Here is a 16,471-nt window from a genome sequence, read left to right on the forward strand (position 1 = left end):
GAATAAAGTTAATACAAAAAGGGCTATTTAACATCAATTTTAGTCTGTTTTTATTACATCTAAAGATTCAAATCCCCATAGATGTAAAGCTTTTTTAAATTGAGATTCTTCTGGAAAATGCTCTGTACAAAACATTTGATTATGTTTTTCACCTTGATCTCGTACACATTTACCATCTAATAAATATTTTATCCGCTTAGCGATCGCCGCGCCAGGCTCCATAAAATATTTAATTTGTGGCAAGCACAACTGAATTTCATCTTTGATGAGTGGAAAATGAGTACAACCTAAAACTAATGTATCTAAATCTGCCATATCTGCCCACGGAGATAACTCATCTTTTAAACTAATTAGATCAACGGAATGACCACGAATTTTTTGCTCCGCAATTTCTACTAATTTTGTGGTTCCCAATCTCTCAACAACACAATCTTGCGCAAATTTATCAATTAAATCATCTACATAATGACGTTTTACCGTACCCTTTGTAGCTAATAAACCAATATGTTTTGTCTTTGTCATTTCTGATGCAGGTTTAATAGCGGGTACAGTCCCAATGATAGGAATATCAAAAGCAGCTCGCAAAGGAGGAAGCACAACTGTACTCGCTGTATTGCAAGCTATCACGATTGCATCTAATGGATAACGTTGATTAATAAGTTGGCAAACCGCTAAAGTGCGGTGAATAATACTTTCTTCTTTGCGTTCTGAATAAGGGAAATAGGCATTATCAAAACAATAGAGATAATGCCAATTGGGTAATAATTTTTTAGCTTCACGATATACGCTAAACCCACCCACTCCAGAATCAAAAAAGAGAACAGTTGGGCGTTTTTCTTTTTTATCCATTTAAAACTCTTTGAAAATTGACCGCACTTTTAAGCGTTCGAGTAAATCTCTTTATTATTTAACCAACGACGAATCAGACTTTCTGCTAGATCCGGGTATTTTTGGATAAGCGATTTCGCATAAAATTGCACCGTTGGTATCATTTTTCTATCTCGCATTAAATTTGCTATTCGCAATTCAGCAATGCCCGTTTGTTTAGTTCCAAGTACTTCACCAGGCCCGCGAATTTCTAAATCTTTTTCAGAAATAACAAATCCATCTTGGCTATCTCGTAGCACTTGTAAACGTTTTTGCGAAACTTTACCGAGCGGAGGTTTATACATTAGTACACAAAAAGAAGCCGTGCTGCCTCGACCGACACGCCCTCGTAACTGATGAAGTTGCGATAAACCTAAACGCTCTGCATTTTCGATAATCATCAAGCTAGCATTCGGAACATCAACACCTACTTCGATCACTGTCGTTGCCACCAATAAATCCAATTCTGCATTTTTAAAACACATCATGACATCTTGTTTTTCTTGTGGTTTCATCCGCCCGTGCACTAACCCAATATTTAACATAGGTAATGCTTTCGTTAAATCTTCCCAAATCGCTTCAGCAGCTTGAGCTTCTAAAACCTCTGATTCATCAATTAACGTACACACCCAATAAGCTTGGCGTTTTTCATTAACACAAGCGTTTTTTACACGTATCACAATTTCAGCCCGACGTTCTTCAGAAACCACTACGGTTGTTATCGGCGTACGTCCTGGAGGCAATTCATCAATAATTGATGTATCCAAATCGGCATAGACGGTCATTGCCAACGTTCTTGGTATCGGAGTGGCCGTCATAATTAACTGATGGGGATAAAATCCTGCTTTTTCGCCCTTCTCTCGCAACATTAATCGTTGATGCACCCCAAAACGGTGTTGTTCATCAATAATCACTAATGCTAAGTCGGAAAACTCCACTTCTTCTTGGAATAAAGCGTGCGTCCCCACCACCATTTGCACTGCTCCAGTTTTAATTTTTTCAAGCTCTGCTTGTCTTGATTTTCCTTTTACTTTACCGGCTAACCAACCAACTTCAATACCTAAAGGCTCAAACCAACGCCGAAAATTATTTGCGTGCTGTTCTGCAAGAATTTCTGTTGGTGCCATTAAGGCGACTTGTTTGCCATTATCAATTGCATTTAAAGCAGCCAGTGCGGCAACCAATGTTTTTCCCGAGCCCACATCCCCTTGCACTAAGCGCATCATCGGATAATCTTTGATAAGATCTTGTTCTATATCCGACACTACTCGCTTTTGCGCATTAGTGGGTTGAAATGGCAAGGTGGCTAAAAATCGCTGTTTCAAATCTGTTTGATAATGTAGCGGTAAGGCAGAAAATTGCTGCGTTCCTAACCGCACTTTTTGCATAGCTAAATTATGTGCCAACAGCTCTTCAAAGATTAATCGCTGTTGCGCAGGATGCTTACCTTGCTCTAACATTTCTAATGAAATATCTGGCGATGGACGATGCAATAATCTCAATGCCTCTTTTAAGCTATATTGATGTGGATTAAATTCATTAGGCAAAATTTCTGCAATCTGAACTTTGTCGAGCAATGCCAAAGCCTGATCCGTTAATTTTCGTAATGAATTTTGTTTGAGCCCTTCCGTCGTTGAATAAATCGGCGTTAGCGTTTCTTCCAATACAATACGCGCATTATCTCGCACAATTTGATATTCTGGATGATGAATTTCTGGCATGTGACGCCCACGTTTTACCTCTCCAAAGGCCTTTACTCGCACACCTGCTTGAAAACTATTACGCATTCCCGCATTAAAATTGAAAAAACGTAACATAATTTTCGATGTACCATCTGACAAACTCACAGACAGAATCGGGCGACGGCCAAAAGCGACCTCACAAGTTTGTACAATTCCTTCAATGGTAAAATATTGTTCGGGGCGGAGATTAGCGATTGGCGTAATTCGCGTCCGATCTTCATAGCGAATAGGTAAATGAAAGAGTAAATCTTGCAGGTTATGAATGCCGATTTTAGCCAGTTTATTAGAAATGGCCGCACCAACACCAGAGAGGCTGGTCAAAGGTACGGCATCGAGAAGTTCAAGGCTCATAGCTCATTAATATTGCGTTTGACATTAACGACGCCAGTGATGCCTTTAATACGATGAACAATATTGGCAAGGTGTTTGATATCTTTTACACAAACCTGCAAAATCACAAGCAATAAATTGTTCTCTAATTCTTCCGTCCAAATATTTTGAAGACTGCTTTCGCTCGCAGAAATTGCGGTCATTAAACTAAGCAAGGCATTCTGCTCATTCAATATTTCTATTTGTAATTCAGCCTCAAAATTCACCGCACTTTGAACATTATCCCATTTAGCCAACGATTGGCGACCAGCATTTTTCAAACTTGCACAATGTTGATGATGCACTACAACGGTGTTTTCTTGTGTACAACATCCCACAATGGGATCACCTGGGATTGGATGGCAACATTGAGCAAATTGTGTTTTACCCACTTGCATTGGTGCAATAGTGAGTATTTTTGATTCAAATTCAAAATTCTGAGTATTAGCAGATTCTAACGGCACGCCCACAAATTGATGCGCAATGATGAAGGCAGATTGATTGCCTAAACCAATTTCTCGTAATAATTCATCTAAAGAAGAAAGCGATAAAGCATCTAATACAGTTCTAATTTGTTGAATAGAAAAATCACCTAAATTATGAGGCTGTAATGCTGCATTAAGCTCAACTTCACCTAATTTCACTGCATCCTCTTCACAACGCTGTTTGAGATAATGGCGAATCCGTGTTTTCGCACGAGCAGTTACCACGAAATTTAACCATGCGGCTTCAGGATGGGCATTTGGATCGGTGATGATATTGACCGTTTGACCAGACTCAAGGGCTTGTGAAAGCGGATAAGGTTTATGCTCAACACTCACGCCAACACAAGTATTCCCCACATCTGAATGCACAGCATAAGCGAAATCCACGGCCGTTGCGCCCATTGGCAATTCAACAATTCGACCTTTTGGCGTAAAAACATAAATCTCTTTAGGAAAAAATTCTGATTTTACATTCTCAATAAACTCAAACGAATTACCTACACTTTGTTGAATTTCGACCAAACTTTGCAGCCAACGTTGCGCGCGAATTTGTGCGGTTGTACTGTCGTTTTTACCATTTTCTTTATAAACCCAATGAGCAGTAATGCCCATTTCGGCGACTTGTTCCATATCCTCTGTATGGATATGAACTTCTACGGGAACACCTTTCGGCCCAATCATTGAAGTTTGCAAAGATTGATAGCCATTTGCTTTAGGTACCGCGATATAATCCTTTACTCGGCCAGGGCGTGGCTTATAAAGATTATGCATTTGTCCCAAAACGCGATAACAATCATCAACATTTTTCACAATCACACGGAACGCATAAATATCCATAATAGAGTGGAATTCTTGATCCTTTATGCGCATTTTTTGATAGATCTTGTAAAGGTGTTTTTCACGCCCCCACACTCGGGCAAAAATTCCTGCGTTTTCTAACCGCACTTTAATCTCTTGTGAAATACGTTCGATTAAATCTTGTCGATTACTCCGCGCCACATCAATGAGTTTTTTCAACACCTCATAACGATGTGGATGCATTGCTTGAAAAGATAAGTCTTCTAATTCATTTTTGATATGCTCAATACCTAAACGATGAGCAAGCGGACAATAAATTTCAAGCGTTTCTTTCGCAATACGGCGGCGTTTATCTGGTCGTAACGAACCAAGCGTGCGCATATTATGCGTGCGGTCAGCAAGCTTGATTAACACAACACGAATATCACGCGTCATCGCCAAAATCATTTTGCGAAAATTCTCGACTTGTGCTTCTTGGCGAGTACGAAATTTCAACTTATCGAGTTTTGATACACCGTCCACGATTTCAGCCACACTGGCACCGAACTCTTCTTTCAGTTGTTCTTCCGTATAAGGTGTATCTTCAATAACATCGTGCAATAGCGCAGCCATTACCGCTTCGTGATCTAAGTGAAGTTGAGCAATAATGGAGGCTACCGCCACAGGATGGGTAATGTAAGGTTCGCCGCTGGAGCGAAATTGTCCTTCGTGCGCATCTCTTGCAATCACAAACGCACGCTTGATGAGTTCAATTTTATCTGCGGGCAAATACCCTTGAATAATTCGATCTAAATCCGCAAACAGTTCCAAAGGAGACCTACTTATCGTTGAAAGAGAAAGTGCGGTTAAAATATCGTGATTTTTTACCGCACTTTTAAAAGATTATTCTGTAATTAATGCAATAGCTGCTTCTTCCGTTTCTTGCACTTTCGCCATTTCTTGGAATTCTTGTGCATCCATAATATCTTGATTAATCAAACCTTTTTCGATTTCACGCAATGCGATTACTGTTGGTTTGTCATTATCTTCTGGCACTAACGGTGCACTTTGATTAAGTTGTAATTGTCTTGCACGACGAGCAGCCGTTAAAATTAAATCAAAACGGTTACCAATTTTTTCTACCGCATCTTGCACTGTAACACGAGCCATAATTTACTCCGATTTGTCAAAAATTACTCTATTGAAAGGGCGCTATAATACTCAATTTCGCCCTATTTTGCTAGTAGCTGTTGAATTAACATTGCATTTTGTTTTTGTTGATAATCTTTAGTTAAGCGTTCCGATTGCAAAATACTTTGCAAATCTTTTAATGCTTTCTCAAAATCATCATTCACAATGACATAATCATATTCGTCATAATGCGAAATTTCACTTATCGCTTTTGACATTCGTTCAGCGATAACCTCTTCACTATCTTGCCCACGACCAATTAAACGACGCTCTAATTCAGGCAATGAAGGCGGTAAAATAAAAATGCTTTTTACTGAAGGCACTTTTTTACGGATTTGTTGGGCGCCCTGCCAATCAATATCTAAAAATACATCAATGCCTTTTGCTAAATTTTCTTCAATCGCAGGTAAAGAGGTTCCATAATAATTGCCACCAAAAACTTTGGCATATTCTAGAAATAAATCTTGCTCAATGAGTGATTCAAACTCTTCTTTTGATACAAAATAATAGTGTACACCTTCAACTTCACCTGGACGTGGGGCACGTGTCGTATGTGATACAGACACCATTTTTTGAGTTGAGCTATCTAATGCCAATAACGCTGAAATTAATGAAGATTTTCCTGCACCACTTGGTGCAGATAAAATATAAAGATTACCTTGGGACATAGATCATTTAACCTTTTCTAACAATTTCAGTCTATTATGCAGATTTCTCTATAAAAAATCATCAAAAGTGCGGTGATTTTTTACGGTACTTTTTCATTCTAATGATGATTTGATATAGATCACAAAAAAGTGGTAGGGTTTATAGTTTTATAAAAATGCTCGTGCTATACTCTGTGTGCTGTCTTACTGAGTGAGCAGTATTACTCAAAGCAAACAGATTTGTTTAACTTAAATAAAAGGTGAAAATCTTATGGCAATTAAAATTGGTATCAATGGTTTTGGTCGTATCGGCCGTATCGTATTCCGTGCGGCACAACACCGTGATGACATCGAAGTTGTAGGTATTAACGACTTAATCGACGTTGAATACATGGCTTATATGTTGAAATATGATTCAACTCACGGTCGTTTCGACGGTACTGTTGAAGTGAAAGATGGTAACTTAGTGGTTAATGGTAAAACTATCCGTGTAACTGCAGAACGTGATCCAGCAAACTTAAACTGGGGTGCAATCGGTGTTGATATCGCTGTTGAAGCGACAGGTTTATTCTTAACTGATGAAACTGCTCGTAAACACATCACTGCAGGCGCGAAAAAAGTTGTATTAACTGGTCCATCTAAAGATGCAACCCCTATGTTCGTTCGTGGTGTAAACTTCAACGCATACGCAGGTCAAGATATCGTTTCTAACGCATCTTGTACAACAAACTGTTTAGCTCCTTTAGCACGTGTTGTTCATGAAACTTTCGGTATCAAAGATGGTTTAATGACCACTGTTCACGCAACGACTGCAACTCAAAAAACTGTGGATGGCCCATCAGCTAAAGACTGGCGCGGCGGCCGCGGTGCATCACAAAACATCATTCCATCTTCAACAGGTGCAGCGAAAGCAGTAGGTAAAGTATTACCTGCATTAAACGGTAAATTAACTGGTATGGCTTTCCGTGTTCCAACTCCAAACGTATCTGTTGTTGACTTAACTGTTAACCTTGAAAAACCAGCTTCTTACGATGCAATCAAACAAGCAATCAAAGACGCAGCTGAAGGTAAAACTTTCAATGGCGAATTAAAAGGCGTATTAGGTTACACTGAAGATGCGGTTGTTTCTACTGACTTCAACGGCTGTACTTTAACTTCTGTATTTGATGCAGATGCTGGTATCGCATTAACTGATTCTTTCGTTAAATTAGTATCTTGGTACGATAACGAAACTGGTTACTCAAACAAAGTATTAGACTTAGTAGCTCACATTTACAACTACAAAGGCTAATTAAAACTTTGAAAAAATTAACCGCTCTTCGGAGCGGTTTTTTATTATCTAGAATTTAGTTTACGATCTAAAAATGAACAAAGGATCACTAAGAATGATTTAAAACAATCAATATTCTTCTGGCTTTCATTCCTATTTAAGATTATATTAGCGCACAACCGTTCGCTCAATGAAATAAAAAATAGGGTTAATATGAATCTCGATCTCCATTTTGTCCATCGTATTCAACAACAAGCCAAAACTCGTGCAAATATGACCGCACTTCGCTATAAAGAACACAGCTTGTGGAGAGATATCTCTTGGAAAAACTTTCAAGAGCAACTCAATCAACTTTCTCGAGCATTGCTTGCTCACAATATTGACGTACAAGATAAAATCGCCATTTTTGCCCATAATATGGAACGTTGGACAATCGCTGACATTGCGACCTTACAAATTCGAGCAATCACAGTACCTATTTACGCAACCAATACAGCCCAGCAAGCAGAATTTATCCTAAATCACGCCGATGTAAAAATTCTATTTGTCGGCGATCAAGAGCAATACGATCAAGCATTGGAAATTGTTCATCATTGTCCACAATTACAAAAAATCGTGGCAATGAAATCCACCATTCAATTACAACAAGATCCTCTTTCTTGCACTTGGGAAAGTTTTATTGAAACAGGTTCAAACGCCCAACAAGATGAACTAACCCAACGCTTAAACCAAAAACAATTATCGGATTTATTTACGATTATTTATACATCAGGCACAACGGGAGAACCTAAAGGTGTCATGTTAGATTACGCTAATCTCGCTCACCAATTAGAAGCTCATGATCTTTCACTTAATGTGACAGATCAGGATATTTCACTTTCTTTCTTACCGTTCTCTCATATTTTTGAACGGGCATGGGCGGCTTATATTCTTCATAGAGGTGCAATACTTTGCTATTTAGAAGACACCAACCAAGTGCGGTCAGCTTTAACAGAAATTCGCCCAACTTTAATGTGTGCCGTCCCACGTTTTTACGAAAAAATTTATGCCGCCGTATTGGATAAAGTTCAAAAAGCACCAAAACTTCGCCAAATTATGTTCCATTGGGCAATTTCCGTAGGACAAAAACATTTTGATTTACGTGCGAATAACAAAACTATTCCATTCTTATTGAAAAAACAATTTGCTTTAGCGGATAAATTAGTGCTCTCAAAACTTCGCCAATTATTGGGTGGTCGTATAAAAATGATGCCTTGCGGAGGAGCTAAATTAGAACCTGCTATTGGGCTATTTTTCCATGCTATTGGTATCAACATAAAATTAGGCTATGGCATGACAGAAACAACTGCGACCGTTTCTTGCTGGCATGATTGCCAATTTAACCCAAATTCAATCGGCACACTGATGCCAAAAGCGGAAGTGAAAATTGGGGAAAACAATGAAATCCTCGTGCGTGGCGGAATGGTGATGAAAGGCTATTACAAGAAGCCAGAAGAAACGGCTCAAGCCTTCACAGAAGATGGTTTCTTAAAAACTGGCGATGCGGGAGAATTTGACGAAAAAGGTAATTTATTTATTACCGATCGCATTAAAGAATTAATGAAAACCTCAAACGGCAAATATATCGCGCCACAATATATCGAAAGCAAAATTGGTAAAGATAAATTTATCGAACAAATTGCGATTATCGCCGATGCAAAAAAATATGTATCTGCACTTATTGTACCTTGCTTTGATAGTTTGGAAGAATACGCTAAACAGATCAATATTAAATATCATGACCGTTTAGAATTATTAAAAAATTCTGAAATTCTAAAAATGTTTGAGCAACGTATTAATGCGGTGCAAAAAGAATTGGCTCATTTCGAGCAAGTAAAAAAATTCACACTACTTTCTCAAGCATTTAGCATTAAATTGGGTGAAATTACACCAACATTAAAATTACGTAGAAAAGTTATTTTAGAACGTTATCGTAAGCAAATTGAAGATATGTATAATTCAAAAGAAGCATAACTAAAAGGCTCTCAATTGAGAGCCTTTCTTTTCTAATTATTCAGGAAATTTTTCTTCTAAAATCAATGCAAGCCCATCTTCATTATTGGTCGCGGTGACTACATTTGCAGCTTGTTTAATTTCATCAGGTGCATTTCCCATTGCGACCCCAAGTCCCGCATGTTCTAGCATATCCAAATCATTAAAATTATCGCCAAACGCAATCACCTCATTGGTTTGTACACCAAAATAATCTTCTAAAAAACGCACCGCATTTCCTTTGGTTGCACTCTTGTGCATCACCTCTAAAAAGTTAGCATGGGAACGACAAATACTCAGATGTGGAAATTTTTCCTTTAAAATAATTTCAATCTCAATGATTTCTTGTGCTTCCCCAATAATTTGAATTTTATGTGGCGAACGTGTCGCCACTTCATCAAAAGGGTGAATCTCAATTTTGGTGACGCTGCGTTCATAAATCACCCATTTATTTTCTACGTCGCGAGCATGGCAATCATTATTTGTATAATAATTTACACCAAGCAAAGGGTGATCCGACAAAACGGTATTAATGTCTAAAATATCTTTTGGTTCAATTTGTACGCTATAAATTGGTTCAAGATGTTGATTCAAAATAAGCGCACCACTAAATGCAACAAGCACATTATTCGTTTCAAGCTGTTTCCAATAAGGCAAAATCCCCAAAGGAGAACGCGCCGAAATTGGCACAAAAGGAATACCATTCACCGTTAAACGCTTAATTGCTGCAACAGTTCGAGGGGAAATAGTATGTTGAGAGGTTAATAACGTGCCATCAAAATCACTAAATACCGCTTTATACATCATTACTCCGAATAAAATTATTTCTCTGCTAGATAAGGATCATCAAAACCTAATCCTTGCATAATTTGGGTTTCTAAACTTTCCATTTCTTCAGCTTCATCGTCTTCAATATGATCGTAACCGAGTAAATGTAAGCAACCATGCACGACCATATGCGCCCAATGCGCCATTAATGGTTTCTCTTGTTCTGCAGCTTCTCGCTCCACGACTTGATGGCAAATAACGAGATCCCCTAACAATGGCAACTCCACCTCATCGGGGCATTCAAATGGAAATGAAAGTACGTTAGTCGGGCGATCCTTGCCACGATAAGTTAAATTTAAGTCATGGCTTTCGGATTCATCCACAATACGAACCGTCATTTCAACTTCATCCCCTTCTGGTTGAACAGCAGCTGTTGCCCACTGCACAATCTGTTCTTCTGTTGGCAAACCCTCTATATTTTCTGTGGCAATTTGCAGATCAACGAATATACTTCCCATTTTACTCTCCTAAATTCTTTTCAATTTCTGACCGCTCTTTTTCACGTTCGGCTTTACGAAGCTCCGCTAATTCTTTGCGACGAATTTCATCTTGCACTTCCCATTCTTCGTATGCTTGCACGACTTTAGCCACCACCGGATGACGCACAATATCTTTGCTATCAAAATAGTTAAAACTTAATTCTGGTACTTTTTCCAACACTTCAATAGCATGGCGTAAACCAGATTTTGTGCTACGAGGTAAGTCAATTTGCGTAATATCGCCCGTAATCACAGCTTTAGAATTAAAACCAATACGGGTTAAAAACATTTTCATTTGCTCAACTGTCGTATTTTGGCTTTCATCTAAAATAATAAAACTATCATTAAGTGTACGCCCACGCATATAAGCCAAAGGCGCAATTTCAATAACATTACGTTCCATTAATTTTTGCACACGCTCAAAACCTAACATTTCAAACAAAGCATCATAAAGCGGGCGTAAATAAGGTTCGATTTTCTGACCTAAATCCCCTGGTAAAAAACCTAGCTTTTCGCCAGCTTCCACCGCAGGTCTCGTCAGTAAGACACGACGAATTTCTTGACGTTCTAAGGCTTCAACTGCAGCAGCAACAGCTAAGAATGTTTTCCCCGTTCCTGCTGGGCCAATACCAAAACTAATATCGTGAGTTAAAATATTATGCAAATATTGAACTTGATTTTCGCCTCGAGGTTTAATCACACCTCGTTTAGTTTTAATCGTTGTACTAAAAACATTATTTTCAGCACGGTTCGGTTCAGCTTGAGATAACATTCGGCTTTCTTGTAAAGCCATATGCACATCTTCCAAATCTAACTCTTTCACTTTACCTTTTACGGGCGCAGTTTCAACATATAAATCTTGAATTAATTTCACCGCACTTTTTATCAATTTTGCATGATAAGGTTTTATATCCTCTTCCACAGTATCAATATTAAAAGTGAAATTATGACGAGCAATGACAAGGTTAAATTCTTTTTCAATAAGTTTTAGATGATCATCAAATGCACCGCATAAAGATTGCAAACGGGCGTTATCTTGAGGTTCAAGAGTAAATGAAAGCATGAGTATACTAAGCTGGTGAAAATTGCAGTTATTCTAGCGTAATTACCACTTCATGGGAAATAATCATCGCTTTGTTTCCCCCCGATATCCTTTCCATAATATGCATTCTTAATTATATGACAAGTTGGATATATTATGACCGAATATAACCCTTACGACGAACTTAGATTACATTCAGCCAACCACGCTATAAGCAAAATTCAAAGCAATCAATATATTGAAGGAGAGCTAATCACTCTCCTTTTATTTTGCCATAAATAAAAATTGAGAATTATTTGCATTTGAATGAATTTGGAAATAGAATAAGGGTCATTCAGGCTTAATTAAAACATTCATTCTCATAAAACAAGGAGTTTTCAATGACATTCAAATCTTTCAAAATTGCGACACTCGCTGCCGCACTTACATTCTCAGGAAGTAGCTTTGCCGACATTACCGTTTACAACGGCCAACATAAAGAAGCTGCAAAAGCCGTAGCTGATGCATTTACGCAAGAAACTGGCATCAAAGTTACTTTAAATAGCGCTAAAAGCGAACAGTTAGCTGGTCAACTTAAAGAAGAAGGCGATAAAAGTCCAGCTGATGTATTCTATTCAGAACAAACATCTCCATTTGCCTCACTTTCTGAAGCGGGTTTATTAGAACCACTTTCAGCCAATACTATCAAACAAACCTCTCACCAAGGTGTACCGGTTGCGCCTAAAAAAGATTGGATCGCATTAAGTGGTCGTTCTCGTGTTGTGGTTTATGATCACACTAAATTATCTGAAAAAGATATGGAAAAATCAGTGCTTGATTACGCGACACCAAAATGGAAAGATAAAATCGGTTATGTACCAACCTCTGGTGCATTCTTAGAACAAGTTGTAGCGATTGTTAAACTAAAAGGCGAGAAAGTTGCGCTTAATTGGTTAAAAGGCTTAAAAGAAAATGGTAAACTTTACGCGAAAAACAGTGTTGCATTACAAGCTGTTGAAAATGGCGAAGTGCCTGCTGCTTTAATTAATAACTACTACTGGTATGCTTTAGCAAAAGAAAAAGGCACAGAAAACTTAAAAACTCGTTTGTACTTTATTCGTCATAAAGACCCTGGTGCGTTAGTCACTTACTCAGGTGCTGCAATCTTAAAATCATCTAAAAATAAAGAAGAAGCGAAAAAATTCGTAGACTTCTTAGCAAGCAAAAAAGGTCAAGAAGCCTTAGTTGCTGTACGTGCAGAATATCCATTACGTACAGATGTGACTTCGCCATTCAATATGGAACCTTATGCTAAATTGCAAGCGCCGGTAGTGTCAGCAACTACAGCTAAAGATAAAGAACAAGCAAATAAGTTAATTGAAGAAGCTGGTTTAAAATAAGCCCGCTAACGTCGCAACTGTATTTTCACCAAAAGTGAAAATACAGTTGTAACATATAAAGGACTATCTTTTGACCCGAACTCCCCCACTTTGGCTCACCATCATTATTTTACTTATTGGTTTACCGCTCTTATTACCATTTCTGTATATTCTTTTCCGTGCGATTGAAGTCGGATTAGATCGTAGCCTTGAGCTTCTTATTCGCCCGAGAATGGGGGAATTACTGAGCAACACAATGCTTCTAATGGTCTGCGTAACCATTGGTTCCATTTTTCTCGGTACGCTTTGTGCATTTTTACTTGAACGCTATCGTTTTTTCGGTAAATCATTTTTTGAAGTGGCGATGAGTTTGCCACTTTGTATTCCAGCCTTTGTGAGTTGTTTTACTTGGATCAGCCTAACCTTTCGAGTAGAAGGCTTTTGGGGAACAATTGGCATCATGACATTAAGTTCTTTCCCACTCGCTTACTTGCCTATTTCTGCTACACTTAAACGACTTGACTGCTCCCTTGAAGAAGTAAGCCTTTCATTAGGAAAAAGCCAAACTTACACCTTTTGGCACGCTATTTTCCCGCAATTAAAACCAGCAATCGGTAATAGTTTATTGCTAATAGCATTACATATGCTCGTGGATTTCGGTGCAGTTTCAATTTTAAATTACCAAACATTCACCACAGCTATTTTCCAAGAATATGAAATGTCTTTTAATAACAGCACAGCAGCACTACTTTCCGCTGTATTAATGGCAATTTGTAGCATTATTGTGCTGGGAGAAACATTCTTCCGTGGTAAACAAACGCTTTACAACAGTGGCAAAGGCGTTACTCGTCCTTATCCAGTAAAAACACTTTCTTTTGGCAAACAATGTTTAACCTTCGGATTTTTCTCTAGCATATTCATCTTAAGCATTGGCGTGCCTGTGATTATGTTAATTTACTGGCTTATTGTGGGAACTTCACTCGAAAGTGCGGGTGATTTTTCAGAATTTTTATCAGCATTCAGCAATTCATTTATTATTTCAGGCTTAGGCGCATTGCTCACCGTAATTTGTGCGTTGCCATTGGTTTGGGCAGCCGTACGCTATCGTAGCAAATTAACCGTTTGGATTGATCGGTTACCTTACCTATTACACGCCGTACCCGGCTTAGTTATCGCATTATCGCTGATTTACTTTACGATCAACTATGCTAACAGCTTATATCAAACCTTTTTAGTTATTATCGTGGCTTACTTTATGCTCTATTTACCAATGGCACAAACCACACTTAGAGCCTCACTTGAGCAACTTTCTGATAATATTGAGAAAGTCGGACAAAGCCTAGGACGAAGCCCATTCTATATTTTCCGAACTTTAACATTACCCGCAATGCTACCAGGCATTGCGGCGGCATTCTCTCTAGTATTTTTGAATTTAATGAAAGAGCTTACTGCAACGCTTTTGCTCACGCCAAACGACATCAAAACCCTTTCGATTGCCGTTTGGGAATATACCAGTGATGCGCAATACGCTGCGGCAACGCCTTATGCCTTAATGCTCGTTCTCTTTTCAGGGATTCCTGTGTTTTTATTGAAAAAATGTGCATTTAAATAAAATGATAAATAATCCGTTATTATCCGTTAAAAATCTCAATAAATTTTTTAATGAACAACAAGTTCTACACAATATTTCCTTTACCTTGCAACGAGGTGAAATCCTCTTTTTGCTTGGCGCTTCTGGTTGTGGAAAAACAACGTTATTGCGAGCGATTGCAGGATTTGAACAACCCAATACGGGTGAAATTTGGCTAAAAGAGCGGTTAATTTTTGGCGAGAATACAAATGTACCAACACAACAGCGCCATTTAGGTTATGTGGTACAAGAAGGCGTGCTTTTCCCTCACTTAAATGTCTATCGCAACATTGCTTACGGGTTAGGGAATGGCAAAGGGAAAACGGATACAGAAAAAATTCGAATTGAGCAGGCAATGCAACTCACTGGAATTAGTGAACTGGCAGAACGTTTTCCTCACCAACTGTCAGGCGGACAACAACAACGAGTGGCTCTTGCGCGAGCGCTAGCGCCAAATCCAGAACTGATTTTATTAGACGAACCTTTTAGTGCCTTAGATGAACACCTTCGCCAACAAATTCGTCATGATATGCTGAAAGCACTACGTCAAAGTGGTGCATCAGCGATTTTCGTCACCCATGATCGTGATGAAGCATTACGTTATGCGGATAAAATCGCTGTTATCCAACAAGGAAAAATTTTACAAATCGACACGCCTCGTACACTTTATTGGTCGCCTAATCATATTGAAACCGCAAGTTTTATTGGTGACAACATCGTGCTATCGGCGAATCTGATTGATGAAAACACTGTTCAATGCCAATTAGGTAATATTCCTGTAAAAAACAAATCAATCTCGCTGAAACAAGGTAAGATTTTACTTCGCCCAGAACAATTTAGCCTATTTAAAACATCGGAAAATCCAACCGCACTTTTCAAAGGGCAAGTAAAACAAATCGAATTTAAAGGGAAAATTACCACTATTCAAATTGAAATTAATGGCTACGCAATATGGATTGAGAACATCATTTCCCCCGATTTATCTATTGGCGATGAGCTAGCAATTTATTTGCATGGAAAAGGGCTTTTTTACGCCTAAGAATAAAGCCTTATCTTCACAATAAGGCTTTATTTTTAAACAATATATTCAGAAAAAATTTGTTCAAGATTTGATATTAAACAGTCTGCCCCTAAAATATTTTCCCCTTTCCATGCCTGTTGCAAAATGTCTGTAGAAAATTGCTGGCTTGCCAATTCAGCTAACGGCAAATAACTGATATGCCAAGGCTCCCGCCCCACTTTCTTATTGGACTGCATATTCATAAAAGGCAAAGCAAAATCAAAGTGCGGTAAATTTTCGGTAAGAAATTCACTCAATTCAAAGAAATAGCCGCCTTTTTCATATTCCCAAGGCTCCAGTTGTAAAGATTGACCTTGTGGCAAAAGATCGGGATCGAAAATATCCACTTCCGTTCCCCAATGATGACGGCTAGCCCCTGGCAATGCAGACCAACGTAAAATCGCCTGACATTTTTGCCAGTCATCTAATTGGCTCAAATCTAATGCTTTGCCTACGTCATCATGGACTTTTCGCTCGCCCTTAAATTTGCTGTTCCAAATAAGCTGTTGCCTTTCAAAATCACGAAAACTACTCGCTGGCTGTAAATTAAAGCCATTTTTTGCCGCACTTTGTTGCAACCCTTGAAATGCGCTCACCGCTTGTGTTTGCAAAAAATGATTGGATGAATGAGTTGTGGGTAAATTGACTAAATGCTCACGGGACTTTCCTGTAAGCATTTCTGGCGTTAATTTCAT

The 16,471-nt window shown here is 38.5% G+C and carries 14 protein-coding genes; 5 read left to right on the forward strand and 9 right to left on the reverse strand.

The annotated features are described in order from the left end of the window. Positions 1 to 39: 39 nt before the first annotated feature. The 5 genes from murI to gmk all read right to left on the reverse strand — a co-directional run bounded on the left by murI (position 40) and on the right by gmk (position 6,099). Complete coding sequence (gene murI, locus AAX18_RS07980; RefSeq protein WP_046953505.1) at positions 40 to 849, reverse strand: glutamate racemase; 810 nt, start codon at positions 847 to 849, stop codon at positions 40 to 42. Between the two features lie 29 nt (positions 850 to 878). After that, entirely contained in the window at positions 879 to 2,960 is a 2,082-nt protein-coding gene (gene recG / locus AAX18_RS07985; protein ID WP_046953506.1) for an ATP-dependent DNA helicase RecG, read from the reverse strand. After that, on the reverse strand, positions 2,957 to 5,071 hold the full coding sequence (gene spoT, locus AAX18_RS07990) for a bifunctional GTP diphosphokinase/guanosine-3',5'-bis pyrophosphate 3'-pyrophosphohydrolase (protein WP_046953507.1): 2,115 nt from the start codon (positions 5,069 to 5,071) through the stop codon (positions 2,957 to 2,959). Before spoT ends, recG begins: the two co-directional genes overlap by 4 nt. A 72-nt stretch (positions 5,072 to 5,143) precedes the next feature. Then, a complete protein-coding gene (gene rpoZ, locus AAX18_RS07995) occupies positions 5,144 to 5,410 on the reverse strand; it encodes a DNA-directed RNA polymerase subunit omega (protein ID WP_046953508.1) in 267 nt (88 codons plus the stop codon). 62 nt (positions 5,411 to 5,472) lie between these two features. Beyond that, entirely contained in the window at positions 5,473 to 6,099 is a 627-nt protein-coding gene (gene gmk / locus AAX18_RS08000) for a guanylate kinase (RefSeq protein WP_046953509.1), read from the reverse strand. Positions 6,100 to 6,349: 250 nt separating this feature from the next. Between gmk and gap the strand changes: the two genes are divergently transcribed. Both gap and AAX18_RS08010 read left to right on the forward strand, forming a co-directional pair. Then, positions 6,350 to 7,369: a type I glyceraldehyde-3-phosphate dehydrogenase gene (gap, locus tag AAX18_RS08005; RefSeq protein WP_005634934.1), complete on the forward strand. Its 1,020-nt coding sequence runs from the start codon at positions 6,350 to 6,352 to the stop codon at positions 7,367 to 7,369. Between the two features lie 192 nt (positions 7,370 to 7,561). Continuing rightward, positions 7,562 to 9,361 (forward strand): AMP-dependent synthetase/ligase, encoded by a 1,800-nt coding sequence (locus AAX18_RS08010; protein WP_046953510.1) that lies wholly within the window; start codon positions 7,562 to 7,564, stop codon positions 9,359 to 9,361. A gap of 36 nt (positions 9,362 to 9,397) precedes the next feature. Here the strand turns inward: AAX18_RS08010 and AAX18_RS08015 are convergent, their stop codons facing one another. Genes AAX18_RS08015 through AAX18_RS08025 form a run of 3 tightly spaced genes read right to left on the reverse strand, consistent with a single transcriptional unit; the run spans position 9,398 to position 11,749 of the window. Continuing rightward, the gene (locus tag AAX18_RS08015) at positions 9,398 to 10,183 is read right to left on the reverse strand and encodes a Cof-type HAD-IIB family hydrolase (RefSeq protein WP_046953511.1); all 786 of its coding nucleotides are present in this window, start codon (positions 10,181 to 10,183) and stop codon (positions 9,398 to 9,400) included. 17 nt (positions 10,184 to 10,200) lie between these two features. Next, positions 10,201 to 10,665, reverse strand: coding sequence for an rRNA maturation RNase YbeY (gene ybeY, locus AAX18_RS08020; RefSeq protein ID WP_046953512.1), 465 nt, complete (start codon positions 10,663 to 10,665; stop codon positions 10,201 to 10,203). Position 10,666: 1 nt separating this feature from the next. Continuing rightward, a complete protein-coding gene (locus AAX18_RS08025) occupies positions 10,667 to 11,749 on the reverse strand; it encodes a PhoH family protein (protein ID WP_005625772.1) in 1,083 nt (360 codons plus the stop codon). Positions 11,750 to 12,108: 359 nt separating this feature from the next. Here AAX18_RS08025 and AAX18_RS08030 point away from each other — a divergent pair, with 359 nt between their 5' ends. The 3 genes from AAX18_RS08030 (at position 12,109) to fbpC (ending at position 15,755) form a co-directional block, all read left to right on the forward strand. Next, positions 12,109 to 13,107 carry an iron ABC transporter substrate-binding protein gene (locus AAX18_RS08030; protein WP_005625770.1) on the forward strand — a complete coding sequence of 333 codons (999 nt, stop codon included), beginning with the start codon at positions 12,109 to 12,111 and terminating at the stop codon, positions 13,105 to 13,107. A 70-nt stretch (positions 13,108 to 13,177) separates the two neighbouring features. Then, a complete protein-coding gene (locus AAX18_RS08035; RefSeq protein ID WP_005625768.1) occupies positions 13,178 to 14,698 on the forward strand; it encodes an ABC transporter permease in 1,521 nt (506 codons plus the stop codon). Between the two features lies 1 nt (position 14,699). After that, positions 14,700 to 15,755 (forward strand): Fe(3+) ABC transporter ATP-binding protein FbpC, encoded by a 1,056-nt coding sequence (gene fbpC, locus AAX18_RS08040; protein ID WP_080948144.1) that lies wholly within the window; start codon positions 14,700 to 14,702, stop codon positions 15,753 to 15,755. Between the two features lie 35 nt (positions 15,756 to 15,790). Here fbpC and AAX18_RS08045 read toward each other — a convergent pair whose 3' ends face one another. Continuing rightward, positions 15,791 to 16,471: a M15 family metallopeptidase gene (locus AAX18_RS08045; protein ID WP_046953513.1), complete on the reverse strand. Its 681-nt coding sequence runs from the start codon at positions 16,469 to 16,471 to the stop codon at positions 15,791 to 15,793.

The sequence above is a fragment of the Haemophilus haemolyticus genome, assembly GCF_001008205.1.
Lineage (GTDB): Bacteria > Pseudomonadota > Gammaproteobacteria > Enterobacterales > Pasteurellaceae > Haemophilus > Haemophilus haemolyticus_Q.